The sequence below is a fragment of the Pseudomonas sp. MPDS genome (assembly GCF_013283895.1).
GTDB classification, from domain to species: Bacteria; Pseudomonadota; Gammaproteobacteria; order Pseudomonadales; family Pseudomonadaceae; genus Aquipseudomonas; species Aquipseudomonas rhizophila.
The window spans coordinates 2,460,147-2,478,845 of record NZ_CP054128.1 but is presented as its reverse complement, the minus strand read 5'-3'; the positions used below and the strand labels follow the sequence as shown (position 1 = coordinate 2,478,845).

Here is an 18,699-nt window from a genome sequence, read left to right as displayed (position 1 = left end):
CCGTGCTGCTCCTCAAATTATTGGTGATTCCCGCTTTCCTGCTGCTGATTTCCCTGGCGGGCCGACGTTGGGGACCGAGCGTGGCCGGTTGGCTGTCGGGGTTGCCGGTGGTGGTGGGTCCGATTCTGTTGTTCCTGGCCCTGGAACAGGGCGAGGCGTTTGCCGCTCAGTCGGCGACAGCGGCGCTGTCGGCCATGTTTGCAATGATTGCATTCTGTGTGGTGTACGCCCGGGTCGCCCAGCATCGTGACTGGCCTTGGGCGCTGGGTATCGCGTTGGGCGTCTGGGCGCTGGTGGCGATGGTGCTGTCCTGGTTGCCGGCCTCGCTGCCGCTGTCGAGCGTGATCGCCATTGTGGCATTGCTGGCCGCGCCCTATCTGTTCCCGACAGTTCGACCGGTGATGAGCGGCCCGGCTCCCAAATCCGACAAGCTGCTGCTACGCATGGTCGCCGGCGCGCTGTTGACCCTGGCGGTGACGCTGCTGGCCAGCACCGTGGGTGAACGCTGGAGCGGGCTACTGGCGGTGTTCCCGGTGCTGGGCAGCGTCATGGCAGTGTTCTCCCAGCAAACCCGTGGCGCGGCCTTCACCGCCGCGTTGCTGCGGGCCACGGCCACTGGCATGTATTGCTTCACCGCGTTCTGCCTGACCCTGGCCCTCACCCTGCCGCTGCTCGGCATGCCGGCCTTTGTCGTAAGTGTCGCGGTGTCGGTGGTCATGCTGCTGGTGACCCGCCGCCTGCTGGTGCGCGCCTCAGCCCCACGGGCCAATGATGTGGCGCACTCGTGACCGACGCTGGAGCCGGTTGGACGCCCATGGGATGATCGCGCTCAAGCACACCCCTCTGTGGAGCGTTTCAATGTCATTGGTAAGTAAACAAGTCGCCGCCCTGGTGCTGACGGCCATCGCCAGTCTGGTGGTGGTGCCTGCTTATGCCGCCCGGCCCAAAACCAGCGGCGCAGCACCGGCACAAAAGGTTTCCCTGCTGGGAAGCAAGTTCAACTTCACCCTGCCCAAGGGCTTCACTGCCACACCGCTTCCGGCCGGCGAGGCCGCCCAGGGCACGGCGGGGGCGAAGGGGACGATGTACAGCAATGCCACCAGCAAAACCGTGGTGATCACGGCTGAAAACACCATCATCGATGGCTCGAATGTGAAAGACGACGACAGCACATTCCTCGATGCCACCATGGCCGACTTCGCCGTCCAGAAAATCAAGGCCCTGCCGGATGCCAAGATCCTGAGCGAGAAAAGCCTGACCCAAAAAGGTACCGGCCTGGGTCTGCGCCAGCTCGATACCAAGGCGACCCAAGGCGGTGGGCCGACCCTCGATACCACGTTGCTGGGCGCTTCCGGCACGCGCATGGCAGTGGTACAGATCATTTCCCGGGCCGGCGACAAGGCCGGGCATGAGGCGCTGGTGAAGCAGATCGTCGCTGGTCAGTGACTTGATGGACCGGGTGGTTTTCATCGCGAGCAGGCTCGCTCCCACAGAGATTCTGGGGCGACATGAATCTTGATATCCAATCTGCTATTCATCGCGAGCAATCTTTGCCCCAACAGGACTGGAAGCAACCTCGTTTCTGGGAGCGACTCGGGAAAAAGGTGGGAGCGAGCCTGCTCGCGATGGCGGCGGCACACTCAACCCCTCTGTCACTGAATCAGGGATTAAGCCGCTCCAGCCAGGCGCGCAGATCCCGCACCTGCATGGCACTGACGCTGTGGCCAACGCCCGGATAGGCATGGAATTCGGGCTCCAGGGCCAGGGTCTTGAGGAAGCTGTCTGCCTCGGTGCCGTCATGGTATGGGATCACCGAGTCCGCCGTACCATGACCGATAAATACCGCCAGCGTCCGGCGCGACTCGTCGGGTGTCAGTTCGGCCCGCAGTACCGACAGCACCCGCCCGCCCAGCGCGGCAATGCCACCGACGGCCTCGGGATGGCGCAGGGCGACCTCGTAACTCATCATCGCGCCCTGGCTGAAACCGACCAGGTATACGTTGCTCGCATCGGTCGGGTACTTGACCCGGGCCTTCTCGATGAAATCCAACAGCATCTGGCCGCTGGCCTTCAGGTCCGCGGTATCACCGTCGTAGGCGCCCTCGCCCTTCTTGGCAAACCATTGATACTGGCCCCGCTCCACGGTCTTGGGCGCTCGTACCGATAGGTAGTTGTAGTCACTGGGCAGCTCATTCTTGAGGTCGAACAGGTCTTGTTCGCTGCCGCCGGAGCCATGCAGGAAGATCACCAGCGGCCGGTTTCTGGCCTGCTCATCGGCATGGGCCAGGTAATTGAGGGGCAAATCGGTGTGCAGCGCAGGCTGAGCCTGCAAACCGCAAGACACTACCAACAGCAACAGGGCGAGCGCTTTGAACATCAGTCTTCCTCCATCATTCGATAGCCGCACGGCAACGCGCGTGCGCTGAGATAGACAGCAGTTATCAGTCGTTGATCAATTTCCCCGCGCGAATCGGCGCTCGCCCGGCCACTTTCGCCTGCCAGATTCCAGGCTGGGTATAGCGCCCACGGTCCAGCGCAAACAACACGCCGCTGGTGCCGGCCCGAACAGTAGTAACCCGATCGTTCAACGGATCGACCACTTCGAACAACGGATCGCCCTGCTCCACCCACTCACCGGCCTCGCGCAGGAAGCTCACCACCCCATGATGCGGCGCGAACAGGTACTCAGTGCCTTCGAACGGAAAACCTTCACAACAGTGCGCTGGCGCGGGCGGCCAGTCACCACCGATGAAACCCTGCTCGGCCAGGAACCCGAGAATGGCTTCGCAATTGGCCTGGGCCTGATCCACCCGAGTGTCGCCCATGCTGCCCAGTTCCAGCGTGGTCGCCAGGTTGGCCGGCGGGATCGCGGCCTCGGGGAAGGTCTTGGCCAGACGCAACCAGGGCGAGGAACAAGACTCGTCGAACGAACTGCCGCCAGAGTCTTCGCACAGCAACGCCACGCCCGCCTTCAACCGCGCGGCCAGGGAGCGCCACTGCGGCCAGTGTTGCGGCAAGGCGTACAGGTGAATCGCCGCCTCGAAGTCGCAATGCAGGTCCAGGGTGACATCGGCGTCGCAGGCATGGCGCAGCAGCAGGCGATGCAGGGCCTCGAGTTGTGAGGGCGGCGCCGGCAAATCGTCCAGCACCTGAACCATGGTCTGGCGGATCAGCGTGATATTGGCGGCCGGGTCGTCGCCCAGGCGATCACCGATGCGTTGGGCCACCGGCGCGCTGAGTTCCACGAAAGCCCGATTGAAGTTCTTGCCGCTGCCCAGTTCGAAACGCCCCAGGTGCGCGCTCTGCAGATGCTGGTCCAGGCCGATGGGGTTGGCCACGGGCACCAGTTCAATCACGCCGTTGAGCAAGCCTTGGGTCTCAAGCTCGTTGAGTCGTTGTTTCAGCTCCCATGCCGTGCGCATGCCGGGCAATTCATCGGCGTGCAGGCTGGCCTGGATATACGCCTTGCGTGGACCGTGGCCGTAACGAAACACACTGAGCCGGCGCTCGGTGCCCAGGTGGCTCCATGGCAGGGTATGGTCGATGCGTTGCATGAGGAACTCCCAATAACGGTATTTCGACGGGCGCCGGGGTAAAACACTCGCCCATGAAAAAGGTGGCCGACCGGGTCAACGGCGGGCCACCTTGGTTTCAGCGATTAATGCCCGTAGACATCAAAAGCGAAGTACTTGTCCTGCACTTTCTTGTACGTGCCGTTGGCGCGGATTTGCGTGATGGCGTCGTTGAATTTCTCGGCCAGGGCCTTATCCCCCTTGCGCACCGCAATGCCGGCGCCGCCACCAAAGTACTTGGCATCTTCATAGGTCGGGCCCACGAAGGCAAAACCTTTGCCGGCATCCGTTTTCAGGAAGCCGTCGTCGAGGTTGACCGAGTCGGCGAGCATGGCGTCGAGACGACCGGCGACCATGTCCAGGTTGGCTTCTTGCTGGGAGCTGTAACGCACCAGATTGATACCGGCGGGCACCAGCACCTCGGTGGCGAAACGGTCGTGGGTACTGGCACGCAGCACACCGACTTTCTTGCCCTTGAGTTCGGTCAGCGGGTCCTTGACGTCGCTGCCTTCCTTCATCACGAAACGCGCCGGGGTGTGGTAGTACTTGATGGTGAAGTCGACGTTTTTCTTACGATCGTCGGTGATGGTCATGGACGACAGGATTGCGTCGATTTTCTTCACTTTCAGCGCTGGGATCAGGCCGTCAAATTCCTGCTCGACCCAAGTGCACTTGACCTTCATCTGTTCGCACAGCGCGTCGCCGATATCAACATCGAAACCCGTCAGCTTGCCGTCGGGGGTTTTCATCGAGAACGGCGGGTAACCGGCTTCGATTCCGAGGCGGATCGGCTTGGCGTCCTCGGCCACGGCCGACAAGGACAACACGGACAGTGCCAAGGCACCAAACATTGCTAGCTTGTTCATTTTTGCTCCTGAGTGCGCAGGTTTTTTATTAGCGGGTTATCGGCAGATTCTTAGGCAGCGTTCGGTCATTAAAAACCGAAGTGGCCGGCAGTCTAGAGGGGCACTCAGGAGGCGAATTGTGTTGAGGCGACAAATATTTATAGAAACAACCAGGCCACAGGGTTTGCACCCTGCTGGCTGGAAAGGATCAGCAGTCGCAGCCGACAGCCTGGTCCGCTGCGCATTCCACTGCGCCAGTCAGACGGAAGCCTTCGTCCAGCCAGCCCATGACACCGCCAATCATTTCCTTGACCGGATAACCCAAGGTCGCCAGACGCACTGCCGCTTTGTTCGCGCCATTGCAATGCGGGCCCGCGCAATAGACCACAAACAGCGCGGTCTTGGGATAAGCCGCCAGCGCCTGGGCGGTCAGCGAGCGGGTTGGCAGGTTGATCGCCCCGGGCACATGCCCGCGCTCGAAAGCCAGTGGCCCGCGCACGTCCACCAGGACGAAATCGACTTCTCCAGCCTGTTGGCTGGCGTGAACGTCGGAGCAATCAGTTTCGAACGTCAGACGCCGGCTGAAATGTTGCAGGGCTAGGTCGGACGGGGCAGCAGGCACTTGGCGAACCAGGCTGGTCATGAGTGTGTACTCCACAGACAAATGAGGGGGGTGAGCAGACTTTATCCGGCCGATGCTTACCGCTACAGTGGCGCACAAGACACTCTGTGGGAATTTTCCGCCATATGCAGCCCAATCCCGGTCTGGTCGCCATCCTCGCCTACGACGGCCTGTGCACCTTCGAATTCGGCATCGCCATCGAGATATTCGGCCTTGCCCGACCTGAGTTCGATTTCCCTTGGTACAAACATCGGATCGTTGCCGTCGATGACGGCCCGATGCGGGCCATGGGCGGCTTCCAGATCCTGGCCGATGGCGGCATGGAATTATTGCAAACGGCGCAAACCATCGTGGTGCCCGGCTGGCACAGTCGCGACGAACCACCGCCGCCGGCGCTGCTTGAGGCATTGCGCTGCGCCCATGCCCGGGGCGCGCGCCTGCTGTCGATCTGCTCCGGGGCATTCGTGCTGGCCGCCGCCGGCTTGCTCGATGGACTGGGCGCTACCACTCACTGGCGCTACACCGATGAACTGGCCAAAAGTTTTCCCGCCATCCTGGTAGACCCGGATGTGCTGTACGTGGATTCGGGGCAAGTCATTACTTCGGCCGGCAGCGCCGCGGGCATTGATGCCTGCCTGCACCTGGTAGCGCGGGATTTCGGTACCCAGGTTGCCAACGCCGTGGCGCGGCGACTGGTGATGTCACCACAACGCACGGGCGGCCAGGCGCAGTTCATTCCTTCACCGGTCAGCCGCACGCCACGCAGCGATTTGTCCGGCGTCATGCACTGGGCCCGCGAACGCCTGCACGAACCGCTCGGTGTGCGCGAACTGGCCAGCCAGGCGGCCATGAGCGAGCGAACCTTCCTGCGGCACTTCACCCAGGCCTGCGGCCTGTCGCCCAAGGCCTGGCTGCAACATGAGCGCCTGGCCCGGGCTCGCGAGTTGCTGGAAAGCACCGAAGACAACACCGACAACATCGCCCAGCTGTGCGGCTACCGCTCGGTGGAAAGCTTTCGCGTGGCATTTCGCAGTGTGGTGGGGCTGGCGCCGTCGGTGTACCGGGAGCGGTTTGGACGTGGGGCGAAGGCGGTCAGTTGACGTGGAAACTGTCGAACATTGGGGTCTGACGTATCAAGGTTTGAGTTATCAAGGTTTGCGCAACAAATAAGTATCCATGATCCATCCGTTCGCCTGCCGTGCGGCCTTGCGGGTGCGTTCGATGCTTTCAGCCACCTCCTCCAGCCGACCGGCGATCAGGATCTGATCCGGTGTGCCCACATAGGCCCCCCAGTAGATGTGCGTATCCGGATCGGATACCTGGCGATACGCATCTTCAGCATCGAGCATCACCACCACGCTTGCCGAGTCACCGACCTGCCCTGCCGCCAGCCGGCGGCCCGTGGTGATCTCCAGCGAACCGCCAATGCTGTTCAATGGCACCTTATGTTGCGCCGCGAGGGCCTGGACGCTGGTGATGCCCGCAATCACCTCGAATTCGAAGGCGCAGCGACCCGCGTCGAGAATCGACTGCAAGATACGCACGGTGCTGTCGTACAACGACGGATCGCCCCAGACCAGGAAACCGCCGCACTGCCCGTCAGACAACTGCTCATCGATCAACCGCTCGAAGGTGGCCTGCTTCGCCCGGTTCAGATCTTCGACGCTGGCGGCGTAGTCCACGTCGCCGCGTTGTCGCTCGGGGCTGTAGGCTTCGACGAAACGGTAGGTACGATCAACGATGTAGCGTTGGCAGATTTCCCGCCGCAGATCCACTAACGTCTGCTTGGCAGGCCCCTTGTCCATGAGAAAGAACACATCCACCCGATTCAAGGCTTTCACTGCCTGGATCGTCAGGTAATCCGGATCGCCGGCACCGATACCGATGACTGACAGTTTTTTCATTCGAGTGACTCCTGGCCGGGACCCTCGGTGCGCAATCGCCACACACCGTTGAAACGCAACTCGACAGTCGACAGCGGTTCGATGTCGAGACGGTTGAAGGCAGCTGCCGGACAGCCCAATACGGTTACCACGGCCGCGCGGATCACGAACGGATGAGTGACGGCCAACACATGCCCCGGCCGGCCTTCCAGGCTGGCCAGCCAGTCGCTGACACGATGGCACAAGCGGGTGACGGATTCGCCGCCATGGGGAGCGGCATCGGGATCGTCGAGCCAGGCTTGCAGGGGTTGCGGTTCGACCTTGAGCAACTGGTCGATGGACAAGCCACGCCAGCGACCCAGATCGCAATCGGCCAGGTCAGCGACCACCTGGGCGTCGTCGCCGAACAGGGCGGCAGTCTGCCGGGTGCGCAACTCCGGCCCGCAGAGCAACTGCCGGACATTTCGGTAGCCGTGGCCCGGCTCCGGGCGTTTGCCCAGCCAGTCGGCATCCAGCGGTTCATCCAGGCCAAAACGCGCCTGCTTCTGGGCGACGGTGCGGGCATGGCAGATCAGGGTCAGGCGAGTGGCTTGCACGCACGGTACTCAGACAGTCGAACGGGTTTCATGGAGGTGATACTCAAGCTTTTTCTTGTACAGCACCTTATATGAAATCAAATAACTGAGACAAAAAGGCGTTATGTCTTACACCGACAGAGGTATCAACTGACATATCGGATCTATGCGATCAAGTCCCCGTCCTACAAGGCTTTCGCACTACTTTCGTGCATTTTAAACAGAACGTAAAAACCACTGGACATGTAGTACCCGCTACATAAATACTATTTTCAGGAGTTATGAAAGAAATCCAACACCCATCCAGGCAAGGAGCACGGATGCCGCCTCTTCGAGACCTGATTACCGATCCGGGCTTGGTTTTGACGCCGTCGGAACGCAAGGTCGTACGGGCCCTGCTCGATCATTACCCGCGCAACGGCCTCGGGCCGATGTCGCGCCTGGCCGATCATGCCGGGGTCAGCGACCCGACTATCGTGCGGCTGGTGAAAAAACTCGGATTTGGCGGTTATGCCGAATTCCAGGATGCGCTGCTCAGTGACATGGACCATCGCCTGCGCTCCCCTCGCACCCTGTTGCAACCGCGGGCCAAATTGCAGCAAGGCGACACCTGGAGCCAGTACCTGGCAACCAGCCAGCGCATCCTCACCGACACCCAAGCCCTGACTCAACCCGAAGACGTGCGTATTCTCGTGCAATGGCTGCTCGACAGCCGGCATCAGGTGCATTGTTTTGGCGGGCGCTTCAGCAGCTTCCTTGCCCAATACCTGCTCAACCACTTGCGCTTGCTGCGTGCGGGTTGTTTTGCCCTGGAAGACAACGCCCAGTTACCCGACCGGTTGTTCGACGTGCAGCGCCAGGATGTGGTGCTGATCTTCGATTATCGTCGCTACCAGGCCCAGGCCCAACGCGTGGCCAGCGCGGCCAAGGAGCGCCACGCGCGGGTCGTACTGTTCAGCGACGTCTACACCTCACCGCTACGGGAACTGGCCGACCTGATCATCAGCGCTCCGGTGGAATCGATCTCGGCCTTCGACAGCCTGGTGCCGGCGCTGGCCCAGGTCGAAGCGCTTATCGCCTGCCTGACCTTGCAATGCCCTGATCTGGCCGAGCGCCTGGAAGGTATCGACACCTTGCGCACGGCGTTCAACACGCACCTGCTGGAGGAAAAATAAGGATGTTCTCGCTCCCTCACCACTCCCCTCGGGATTTGCCATTCACCTGCGACCATACCGCCTTGCTGCTGGTGGACATGCAACGCGCCTGGCTGGAACCGCAATTCGATGCCCACCTGGCCACGCCCGAGGCCGACTATTTCATCCGCCGCGCCCGCCAACAGGTGATCCCCAATCAGCAGCGCCTGCTCGAAGCGGTGCGGGCGGCGCAGCAAAACGTGTTGCACACCCACATCCAGAGCCTGACTGCCGATGGTCGCGATCGCTCGCTGGACCACAAGCTGTCGGACATGCACTTGCCCAAAGACAGCCCGCAAGCCCAGATCATCGCCGAGCTGGCGCCGCGGGAAAACGAGATCGTGCTGCCCAAGACGTCTTCGGGGGTCTTCAACTCCACCAACATCGACTACGTGCTGCGCAATCTGCAGACCCGTCATCTGATCATCGCCGGCATCGTCACCGACCAGTGTGTCGACATGGCCGTGCGTGACGCCGCCGACCGCGGCTACCTGGTCACGCTGGTGGAAGATGCCTGCGCCACTTACAGCGAACAACGTCATCTGGCCTGCCTGAACGCGATCAAAGGTTATTGCTGGATCACCGATACCGACACCGTGCTCGGTCGGTTGCAGGAGATGCAGCCGTGAGCCGTCTCGATGCCGCAACGCCGCTGACCCCGCTGCCCGTGTCCACGCTGGTCTGCACCGACCTGATCGGCGTGACCCGCGGCCGCTCGTTCCCCAGTGATGAACTGCCCCACTACGTCGACGCCGGTTGTGGCTGGGTGCCGGCCAACAGTGCGCTGACGCCCCAGGACATCATTGCAGCGGCCAACCCTTGGGGGGCTTATGGCGACCTGCGACTGATCCCGGACCTGGCCAGCCGGGTCACTGTCGACAATGGCCCGGATGCCCAGGCACCTGCCCTGGATTTCATTCATTGCGATGTGCGGGAAACCGATGGTCGGCCCTGGGCCGCTTGCCCTCGCACCTTGCTGCATGACGAAGTGCAACGTTATCGCGCCGAGCTGGGCTTGCAGGTGTTCGCCGCGTTCGAGCATGAATTCAGCGTCGATACCCCTCAACCCCAACCGGATCGCCTGGCCTTCAGCCTCCAGGCCCAGCGCCAGCAGGCCGGGTTCGCCGGATGGTTGCTCAGCGCATTGCGGGCAGGCGGCGTGGAACCGGAAATGTTCCTGCCGGAATACGGCAAGCATCAGTATGAAATCACCTGCCGCCCGACCCTGGGCGTGGCCGCCGCCGACCGTGCGGTGAACGTGCGGGAAATCACCCGAGAGATCGCCCGGCAGATGGGCCTGGATGTGAGTTTCGCCCCCAAGACTTCGGAACATGCCGTGTGCAACGGCGTGCATTTGCACATGAGCCTGCAAGACCTGGACGGCGTCCCCGTGCTGCATGATGCTGGCTGTGCCAACGGGCTGTCGGACCTGGGCCAGCACTGGGCCGCCGGGGTGCTGCACTATCTGCCCGCCCTGTGCGCGATCACCGCGCCGACACCGGTGTCCTATGAACGCCTGCAACCCCATCACTGGAGCGCGTCCTACGCCTGCCTGGGGCAACGTAACCGCGAAGCGGCGCTGCGCATCTGCCCGACGGTGAGCGTGAGCGGCAAACCGGTGGCGACCCAGTACAACCTGGAGTTTCGCGCCATGGATGCCACCGCTTCGCCGCACCTGGCGCTGGCGGCGCTGTTGATCGCCGGGCGACTGGGCATCGAGCAACGGCTGGCGCTCACGGCGGTCACCGATGAAATACCCGATGAATTGAACGAAGAACACCGTCGTGCCCGTGGCATTATCGCCCTGCCGACGACCCTGGCCCAGGCGCTGGATTGCCTGCGCCACAGCGGGGCGCTGTTCGAAGCCCTGCCCGGCCCGCTGGTCGAAACCTATTTCGCCTTGAAGGCCCAGGAGCTGGCCTTGACCCAGGCGCTGTCACCTGCCGAGCTGTGTGAGCACTATGCGCGAATCTATTGAATGTGCTGAATCGGGCCTTTATACCGGGCCGGCTTATCGCCTGATCCGGGAAGACGCCGAACACCCGTTGATCCTGGTGTGTGAACACGCCGACCGCTTTATCCCCGCCGCGTTGAACGACCTTGGCCTGGATGAGACGGCGGCCCAGGAGCATATTGCCTGGGATATAGGTGCCCTGGCGCTGGCCGAACAACTGTCCGAAACCCTTGGAGCGACCTTGCTCGCGGCCAACTATTCACGGCTGCTGATCGACCTGAACCGTCCCCTTCACGTCGCCGACAGCATCCCGCACCAGAGCGAGATCTACCAGATTCCGGGCAACCAGTCCCTGGATGAGGCCACCCGTGAATATCGCCAGCGGTGCCTGTTCCATCCCTTCCATGATCGACTGCGAGCGTTGATCGACCAGCGCCTGGCCGACAACCGGACGGTGCGGGTGGTGGGCATCCACAGTTTTACGCCGGTGTTCTACGGCCAACCGCGCGCCCTGGAAGCGGGCGTGCTGTTCGGCGAGGCCAAGGACTATGCCCAGCGCATCGTCGACGGGCTAAGCCGGCACTCGCTGCGGGTAGCCGGCAACCAGCCGTACAAGATCAACCCTTCGACCGATATGACGGTTCCGGTACATGGCGATGGACGCGGCCTGGATTCGGTGTTGATCGAAGTGCGCAACGACCTGCTACGCAGCCCGACAGCGGTGCAGGCCTGGAGCGCTTACCTGGCGCCATTGTTGTAGGAAAGCAGCGGCAAGGTTCGAGCGGCAAGCGACAAGCAAGAGCACACCCACACAGCTGAGAGGGAGAACGGCTTATGAGTATCGAGGCATTTGGCTATAAACAGGAATTGAAGCGCAGCCTGTCGCTGACGGACCTGGTGGTGTACGGGATGATTTTCATGATCCCCATCGCACCGTTCGGCGTGTATGGCTACGTTAACGCCGAGGCGCCGGGGATGGTGCCGTTGGCGTATATCATCGGCATGGTGGCGATGCTCTTCACGGCCTTGAGCTACGGCAGCATGGCCAGAGCTTTTCCGGTGGCCGGCTCCGTCTATTCCTATGCGCAACGGGGCCTTAACCCACACGTGGGCTTCATCGCCGGTTGGCTGATGCTGCTGGACTACCTGCTGATCCCGCCCCTGCTCTATGTCTACGCCGCCATGGCGCTGAACCATCTGTACCCGGACGTTCCCAAGGTCGGTTTCATTCTGGCATTCCTGGTCAGCGCGACCTTCGTCAACCTGCGGGGCATCACCTTCACCGCATGGATGAATATCATTTTCCTGCTGGCGCAACTGATGGTGCTGGCCATTTTCCTGTTCTACGCCTGGAATGCCTTGCAGGGGGGCGCCGGTAACGGCCAACTGACCCTGGCGCCGCTGTACAGCCCGGAACGTTTTGATTTCGCGCTGTTGATGCAGGCCGTGTCTATCGCCGTGTTGTCGTTCCTGGGCTTCGATGCCATTTCCACCCTGGCCGAAGAAATCAAGAATGATCCGGGGCGCAGCGTGGGCAAGGCAGCGTTGATCACGCTGCTGGTGATGGGGGTGATTTTCGTCGTGCAAACCTGGATTGCCACCGACCTGGCGGCCGGCATGGGCTTCAAGTCCGCCGATACCGCGTTTTATGAAATCGCCGAATTGGCGGCCGGCAGTTGGCTGGCCACTTTGACCGCCGTCGCCACGGCGCTGGCCTGGGGCGTGGCCGTGGCGATCACCTCGCAAGCGGCGGTGTCGCGCCTGTTGTTCGGCATGGCCCGGGACGGCAAGCTCCCCAAGGTGCTGGCCAAGGTCCATCCGAAACACAACACCCCATACTTGAGCATCTATCTGGTAGCAGTGCTGTCGCTGTTGATCTGCTACCTGTTCATCGATGCCGTGGACACCCTGACTTCCCTGGTCAATTTCGGCGCCTTGAGCGGCTTCATGTTGTTGCATATCACCGTGATCAACCATCACTGGCGCCGCCAGCGGTCCGGCCAAGTGATTCGCCACCTGATCTGCCCTTTGATCGGCTTCGCCATCGTCGCGGCCATCATGTACAACATGGGCGTGGATGCGCAGAAGCTCGGCTTGATATGGATTGCCGCAGGCCTGGTCTATCTGGCCGTGCTCAATAAGTTCGGCACCGATACTGCCCTGCCTGACCCTGCGGGACAGTGAGGATCGGCGGTCGAAGGGGTTCGACCAGCCGTCGTCACAATGCGTGGACATCGACAGTGATCGTCAAGCCCGGTGCATGTCACCGGGCTCTTTGGAAAAGGAGTGCAATCCATGCTGGCCTTACGTCCAGTTCAATTAAGCGACCTGCCGCAATTGCAGCAACTGGCCCGTGACAGTCTGGTGGGCGTCACATCGCTTCCCGACGATACCGAACGCCTGAGGGACAAAATCCTCGATTCATGTGCCTCGTTCGAGACCGACGTGCAGAGCCCGGGCGCAGAGAATTATTTCTTCGTCCTGGAGGACCTGGCATCCGGGCAATTGACCGGTTGTTCCGAGATTCTCGCCAGCACCGGCTGCAATGAGCCGTTCTACAGCCTGCGACATCGCCCGTTTACCAGCGAGTCCCGGGAACTGAACATCCAGCACGGCGTACCCGCGCTGTCGCTGTGCCAGGACCTCAATGGTCAGACGCTGCTGCGCGGCTTTCATATCGACGCCGGACGGGTACGCACGCCGGAATCGGAGTTGCTGTCCCGCGCGCGGCTGATGTTCATCGCCGCCCATCCGCAACGTTTTGCCGAATCAGTGATCACCGAGATCGTTGGTTTCAGCAGCGATGACGGTCAGTCGCCGTTCTGGGATGCCGTTGGCCAGCATTTTTTCGACCTGCCCTACGCCGAAGCCGAACGCTTGTGCGGCCTGCAGAGCCGCACCTTTCTCGCCGAACTGATGCCGCAATACCCGATTTATGTACCCATGCTGTCCCAGGCGGCCCAAGCCTGTATCGGCCGGGTGCATCCCGACGGCCAGGAAGCCTTCGACATCCTGGAACGCGAGGGTTTCGAAACCAACAGCTACGTGGATATCTTCGACGGCGGGCCGACACTGCATGCTCGTGTGGCGAACATCCGCTCGATCACCCAAAGCCGTATAGCCACGGCCCGACAATGCTCAGACATTGACCTCGGCGGCCACTTCCTGCTGAGCAACGACGGCCTGGAGAATTACAGGGCCATCGTGGCCGAGCTTGACGTCAGTGCCGAGGGCACCGTGTCCCTGACACCGCAGATGCTCGCAGCACTGGGTATCACCGACGGCGAGCGGGCCCGGGTGGTTGCGCTATGAACCTGACGCGATTCCTCACCTGGCATCAGCGCCCCGACTGGCACGATGAAGGAGCTGCATCATGATTGTGCGCCCGGTCGCTCTGACGGATCTGCCCGCTTTGTTGGACCTGGCCCATTGTGCGGGCCCCGGGTTCACCAGCCTGCCGGCCAACGAAGAACGCCTGGCTCATCGAGTGCGCTGGGCCCAGCGCACCTTTGCCGGACAAGTCGAACGCGCCGATGCCGATTACCTGTTCGTGCTCGAGGACGATGACCGGCAAGTGGTCGGTATCAGCGCCCTGACCGGTGCGGTCGGGCTGCGTGAGCCCTGGTACAACTACCGGGTCGGGGTCACCGTCAGCTCCGCGCCTGAACTGGGCATCCAGCGACAGATACCCACGCTATTCCTCAACAATGAGATGACCGGGCAATCGGAGATCTGCTCCTTGTTTCTGCATCCTGAACACCGCCGCGGCCATAACGGACGCCTGCTGTCACTGGCGCGCTTGCTGTTCGTGGCCGAGTTTTCCCAGCTGTTCGGTGAAAAACTGATCGCCGAGTTGCGAGGGCACGCCGACGAGCACGGCTGTTCACCGTTCTGGGACAGCCTGGGCCGGCACTTCTTCCAGAAAGACTTCAGCTACGCCGACCAATTGTCCGGCATGGGCAACAAATCCTTCATCGCCGAGCTGATGCCGCGCCAACCGCTGTACACCTGCCTGCTCACCGAACAGGCCCAGGCGGCTATCGGCAGGGCCCACCCGAATACCGAGCCGGCCCTGAAAATCCTCGGCGCCGAGGGTTTTGCCCATAAAGGCTACATCGACATTTTCGATGGCGGTCCGGTGATCGAAGCGCCAGTGGCGAAAATCCGGACCGTGCGCGACAGCCAGTCGCTGACCCTGGCCATCGGCACACCGGACGAACAGGCACCGGTCTGGCTGATCCATAACCGACGGCTGGCGAGTTGCCGCGTTACCAGTGCCCGAGCCCACCAGCACGGTCACAGCCTGCTGGTGGACCGTCTCACGGCCAAACGTCTGCAAATGCAACCAGGTGACACGGTGCGCGCCGTGGCGTTGCTTCAACAGGGGCGGCAAGCGGTGGCGGCGTAGGCTGGGTTCGAGCACAAATACCTCATCCACTGACACGCATTAGCCTCCGCCCCCTTTGCCTGCACCTTGGTCAGCTCGATCATCGCTTACAGCCTGTCGGGATCCTCTGCAATCCTGCACACACATAGCCCATGCACATTCGTCATCATCTTTAAGCCTTGCGCGTGATAGCCTTTGGATCTTTCGGCGTTGACACTTTTGCTCAAGCCTTTCCATTCCAATGGTGGAACTCATATGCCCAGGCTTTCCCATCAAGACTTGCGTCGCAACTTTCGCCAACTGCTGGCGAGCGAAACCTGCTACCACACCGCCTCGGTGTTTGATCCGATGTCAGCGCGCATCGCCGCCGACCTGGGTTTTGAAGTAGGGATACTGGGAGGCTCGGTCGCGTCGCTGCAAGTGTTGGGGGCGCCGGACTTTGCCCTCATCACACTCAGCGAATTCGCCGAGCAGGCCACGCGCATTGGCCGCGTAGCCCAACTGCCGGTAATTGCCGACGCCGATCACGGCTATGGCAACGCCCTGAACGTGATGCGCACCATCATCGAACTCGAGCGCGCCGGGGTGGCGGCCCTGACCATCGAAGACACGCTGCTGCCGGCCCAGTTCGGGCGCAAATCCACCGACCTGATCGGCGTCGCCGAAGGTGTCGGCAAGATTCGCGCAGCGCTGGAAGCCCGGGTCGACCCGGAAATGGCGATCATTGCCCGCACCAACGCAGGGATCCTACCGGTCCAGGAAATCATCAGTAGGACCCAGCAATACGAACGTGCCGGCGCCGACGGGATTTGCATGGTGGGTGTGCAGGATTTCGACCACCTGGCGCAGATCAGCGAAAACCTGAGCGTGCCGTTGATGCTCGTCACCTATGGCAATCCGTTGCTGCGTGACGACAAACGCCTGGCGGAACTCGGCGTGCGCGTTACCATCGATGGTCACGGTGCCTACTTCGCCGCGATCAAGGCCACCTATGACAGCCTGCGCGAACAGCGGCAGATCTTCACCCAGGCGTCAGACCTGAGCGCCACCGAGCTGACCCACACTTACACCCAGCCCGAGGATTACATCCGTTGGGCCGAGGAATATATGAGCGTCAAGGAGTAAGCGAGCTCCCCCCCACAAGATGAGCCTGTGGAAGCAAGCTTTGCTCCCACAAAGGCTCATGGTGGGCTACTTCCTAGCGGCCGCTGCGCAACATCTCCTTGGGCACGTACTTGCCGATTTCGAACTTGCCGATGGCGGCGCGGTGTACTTCATCCGGGCCGTCGGCCAGGCGCAAGGTGCGTTGCATGGCGTACATGTAGGCCAGCGGGAAATCGTTGGAAACCCCTGCCCCGCCGTGGATCTGGATGGCCCGGTCGATGACCTTCAAGGCCACGTTCGGCGCAACGACCTTGATCTGGGCGATCTCACTCTTGGCGACCTTGTTACCGACGGTGTCCATCATGTACGCCGCTTTCAAGGTCAGCAGGCGCGCCATGTCGATTTCCATCCGTGAATCGGCGATCTTGTCGACGTTGCCGCCCAGGCGCGCCAACGGCTGGCCGAAGGCGGTGCGGCTGACGGCACGTTTGCACATCAACTCCAATGCACGCTCGGCCATGCCGATGGAACGCATGCAGTGGTGGATCCGACCCGGGCCGAGGCGACCCTGGGCAATTTCAAAACCGCGCCCTTCACCCAGCAAGACGTTTTCGTACGGCACCCGCACATTGTCGAACAGCACTTCGGCGTGGCCGTGGGGCGCATCGTCGTAGCCGAATACCGGCAGCGGACGTACGATTTTTACCCCAGGCGTGTCCACCGGCACCAGAATCATCGAGTGCTGGGCATGACGCGGCGCGTCGGGGTTGCTCAGGCCCATGAAGATCAGAATCTTGCAGCGCGGATCACAGGCCCCGGAGGTCCACCACTTCTTGCCGTTGATCACCCACTCGTCGCCATCGCGCTCGGCGCGGGCGGCCATGTTGGTGGCGTCCGAAGAAGCAACGTCCGGCTCGGTCATGGCGAAGGCCGATCGGATCTCGCCGCGCAGCAGCGGTTCCAGCCAGCGTTGTTTCTGTTCTTCATTGGCGTAACGCACCAGCACTTCCATGTTGCCCGTGTCCGGCGCCGAGCAGTTGAACGGCTCCGGCCCCAGCAACGAACGGCCCATGATCTCTGCCAACGGCGCGTATTCGAGGTTGGTCAGGCCAGCGCCCAGCTCAGACTCGGGCAGGAACAGATTCCACAGCCCTTCGGCTTTGGCCTTGGCCTTGAGCTCTTCCATGATGGCGGTGGGCTGCCAGCGGTCGCCTTCGGCCACTTGTCGTTCGAACACTGCTTCAGCCGGGTATACGTAGGCGTCCATGAACGCGGTGACACGTTCACGCAGTTCCTGAACCTTGGGGGAATACGCAAAATCCATGAGAAGCACCTTCTTGGCAGAGGTTGTTTTTAGGTCATGAAATCGATGCTAGTTCAGCTACGAAAATTTACCTAACCTATTCTCGGCGTGTATTAACATTCATCACCGATATATGGTTCACTGATTTGCATCGCCACCCGGCACCTCACAACAAGCCCAAGAACAAGAGTGCAGCGCCATGAATCTGAGCAAGGTCGACCTCAACCTTTTTATCGTTTTTGACGCGATCTACACCGAAGCCAACCTGACCCGCGCCGGACAGATCGTCGGCATCACTCAGCCGGCGGTGTCCAATGCCCTGGCGCGTTTGCGTGAGACCTTCAATGACCCGCTGTTCGTGCGCACGGCCCAGGGCATGGTGCCCACGCCCATGGCCCAGAACATCATTGGCCCGGTGCGCAATGCCTTATCGTTGCTGCGGGTGTCGGTGCAGGAAAGCCGGATTTTCAATCCGCTGCAGGCGGTCAAGACCTACCGCATCAGCATGACCGACCTCACCGAAGGCGTGATCCTGCCGCTGTTGTTCCAACGCCTGCGACGCCTGGCGCCGACCGTGGCCATCGAGAGCTTCCTGTCCAAGCGCCGTGAAACCACCAAGGAACTGGCCGCCGGTCGCCTCGACTTCGCCGTCGACGCGCCACTCAATACCGACCCGCAAGTGCGCCACGTCAAGCTGATGGAAGACCGGTACGTGTGCGCCATGCGCAAGGGGCACCCACTGGCGGGCAAGGAAAAAATCAGCCTCGATGATTACCTGGCCCAGACTCATGTGCATATTTCCAGCCGCCGTAACGGTCTGGGTTATGTCGACCTGGCCCTGGGCAAGATGGGCATCCAGCGCAAGATCGCCCTACGCTCCCAGCATTACTTGATGGCGTCCCAGGTGTTGCAACAGACCGACATGGTCATGACCGTCCCCGAGCGCTTTGCCCGTCGTCACGATCTGCATGCCTTCGTGTTGCCGGTCAACGATGTGCCCCCCGTGGAAACCCATCTCTACTGGCATGAAAGCACCGACCAGGACCCGGCCAATCGCTGGATGCGCGAACAGATGATCGAGCTGTGCCAGCAGGTGACGGCGCATGAGAAGAAGCTCGACAAGGTTTAGGCGATCAAAATTGTGGGAGCGAGCCTGCTCGCGATGGCGCCGGGTCAGTCAACATTAATGCTGACAGGTATACCGCTATCGCGAGCAGGCTCGCTCCCACAAGGGGTGTGTCTGCATTGGGATCTGATTGCT

At 61.6% G+C, this 18,699-nt stretch carries 19 protein-coding genes; 12 read left to right on the top strand and 7 right to left on the bottom strand.

Translation table 11 applies throughout. The features are described 5' to 3' along the window. Positions 1-2: 2 nt before the first annotated feature. Positions 3-788, top strand: coding sequence for a hypothetical protein (locus HQ912_RS10980; protein ID WP_047228446.1), 786 nt, complete (start codon positions 3-5; stop codon positions 786-788). Positions 789-858: 70 nt separating this feature from the next. Beyond that, a complete protein-coding gene (locus tag HQ912_RS10975; protein ID WP_173406773.1) occupies positions 859-1,446 on the top strand; it encodes a hypothetical protein in 588 nt (195 codons plus the stop codon). 214 nt (positions 1,447-1,660) lie between these two features. Here HQ912_RS10975 and HQ912_RS10970 read toward each other — a convergent pair whose 3' ends face one another. The 4 genes from HQ912_RS10970 to HQ912_RS10955 all read right to left on the bottom strand — a co-directional run bounded on the left by HQ912_RS10970 (position 1,661) and on the right by HQ912_RS10955 (position 5,060). Next, positions 1,661-2,377 (bottom strand): alpha/beta hydrolase, encoded by a 717-nt coding sequence (locus HQ912_RS10970; protein ID WP_047228448.1) that lies wholly within the window; start codon positions 2,375-2,377, stop codon positions 1,661-1,663. A gap of 64 nt (positions 2,378-2,441) precedes the next feature. After that, on the bottom strand, positions 2,442-3,554 hold the full coding sequence (locus HQ912_RS10965; protein WP_076383988.1) for a M14 family metallopeptidase: 1,113 nt from the start codon (positions 3,552-3,554) through the stop codon (positions 2,442-2,444). A 104-nt stretch (positions 3,555-3,658) separates the two neighbouring features. Then, a complete protein-coding gene (locus tag HQ912_RS10960) occupies positions 3,659-4,438 on the bottom strand; it encodes an ABC transporter substrate-binding protein (RefSeq protein ID WP_047228450.1) in 780 nt (259 codons plus the stop codon). A 187-nt stretch (positions 4,439-4,625) separates the two neighbouring features. Next, the gene (locus tag HQ912_RS10955; RefSeq protein ID WP_173406772.1) at positions 4,626-5,060 is read right to left on the bottom strand and encodes a rhodanese-like domain-containing protein; all 435 of its coding nucleotides are present in this window, start codon (positions 5,058-5,060) and stop codon (positions 4,626-4,628) included. Positions 5,061-5,164: 104 nt separating this feature from the next. On the opposite strand from HQ912_RS10955, the gene ftrA reads away from it, so the two are divergent. After that, the gene (gene ftrA / locus HQ912_RS10950; protein ID WP_076383987.1) at positions 5,165-6,139 is read left to right on the top strand and encodes a transcriptional regulator FtrA; all 975 of its coding nucleotides are present in this window, start codon (positions 5,165-5,167) and stop codon (positions 6,137-6,139) included. A gap of 48 nt (positions 6,140-6,187) precedes the next feature. Here ftrA and cobF read toward each other — a convergent pair whose 3' ends face one another. Both cobF and HQ912_RS10940 read right to left on the bottom strand, forming a co-directional pair. Further along, on the bottom strand, positions 6,188-6,943 hold the full coding sequence (gene cobF / locus HQ912_RS10945) for a precorrin-6A synthase (deacetylating) (RefSeq protein ID WP_139049617.1): 756 nt from the start codon (positions 6,941-6,943) through the stop codon (positions 6,188-6,190). After that, positions 6,940-7,518 (bottom strand): histidine phosphatase family protein, encoded by a 579-nt coding sequence (locus HQ912_RS10940; RefSeq protein WP_160891360.1) that lies wholly within the window; start codon positions 7,516-7,518, stop codon positions 6,940-6,942. Before HQ912_RS10940 ends, cobF begins: the two co-directional genes overlap by 4 nt. Positions 7,519-7,817: 299 nt before the next feature. On the opposite strand from HQ912_RS10940, the gene HQ912_RS10935 reads away from it, so the two are divergent. From HQ912_RS10935 to HQ912_RS10900, 8 genes are all read left to right on the top strand, one after another. Then, positions 7,818-8,672 carry a MurR/RpiR family transcriptional regulator gene (locus HQ912_RS10935; protein WP_047228455.1) on the top strand — a complete coding sequence of 285 codons (855 nt, stop codon included), beginning with the start codon at positions 7,818-7,820 and terminating at the stop codon, positions 8,670-8,672. Between the two features lie 2 nt (positions 8,673-8,674). Next, positions 8,675-9,319 carry an isochorismatase family cysteine hydrolase gene (locus HQ912_RS10930; RefSeq protein ID WP_076383986.1) on the top strand — a complete coding sequence of 215 codons (645 nt, stop codon included), beginning with the start codon at positions 8,675-8,677 and terminating at the stop codon, positions 9,317-9,319. Continuing rightward, a complete protein-coding gene (locus HQ912_RS10925; RefSeq protein ID WP_173406771.1) occupies positions 9,316-10,668 on the top strand; it encodes a glutamine synthetase family protein in 1,353 nt (450 codons plus the stop codon). Before HQ912_RS10930 ends, HQ912_RS10925 begins: the two co-directional genes overlap by 4 nt. Beyond that, a complete protein-coding gene (locus tag HQ912_RS10920) occupies positions 10,652-11,404 on the top strand; it encodes an N-formylglutamate amidohydrolase (protein ID WP_047228458.1) in 753 nt (250 codons plus the stop codon). The genes HQ912_RS10925 and HQ912_RS10920 overlap by 17 nt, the downstream gene beginning before the upstream one ends. Positions 11,405-11,478: 74 nt before the next feature. Continuing rightward, positions 11,479-12,828, top strand: a complete 1,350-nt coding sequence (locus HQ912_RS10915; protein ID WP_173406770.1) for an APC family permease — start codon at positions 11,479-11,481, stop codon at positions 12,826-12,828. Positions 12,829-12,939: 111 nt separating this feature from the next. Further along, the gene (locus HQ912_RS10910) at positions 12,940-13,956 is read left to right on the top strand and encodes an arginine N-succinyltransferase (protein ID WP_173406769.1); all 1,017 of its coding nucleotides are present in this window, start codon (positions 12,940-12,942) and stop codon (positions 13,954-13,956) included. Positions 13,957-14,017: 61 nt separating this feature from the next. Beyond that, the gene (gene astA / locus HQ912_RS10905) at positions 14,018-15,052 is read left to right on the top strand and encodes an arginine N-succinyltransferase (RefSeq protein WP_173406768.1); all 1,035 of its coding nucleotides are present in this window, start codon (positions 14,018-14,020) and stop codon (positions 15,050-15,052) included. Positions 15,053-15,286: 234 nt separating this feature from the next. Beyond that, positions 15,287-16,156, top strand: a complete 870-nt coding sequence (locus HQ912_RS10900) for an oxaloacetate decarboxylase (protein ID WP_047228462.1) — start codon at positions 15,287-15,289, stop codon at positions 16,154-16,156. Positions 16,157-16,229: 73 nt separating this feature from the next. Here the strand turns inward: HQ912_RS10900 and HQ912_RS10895 are convergent, their stop codons facing one another. Then, complete coding sequence (locus tag HQ912_RS10895; protein ID WP_047228463.1) at positions 16,230-17,459, bottom strand: acyl-CoA dehydrogenase; 1,230 nt, start codon at positions 17,457-17,459, stop codon at positions 16,230-16,232. A gap of 178 nt (positions 17,460-17,637) precedes the next feature. Between HQ912_RS10895 and HQ912_RS10890 the strand changes: the two genes are divergently transcribed. Next, positions 17,638-18,567 (top strand): LysR family transcriptional regulator, encoded by a 930-nt coding sequence (locus tag HQ912_RS10890; RefSeq protein ID WP_047228464.1) that lies wholly within the window; start codon positions 17,638-17,640, stop codon positions 18,565-18,567. Positions 18,568-18,699: the final 132 nt, after the last annotated feature.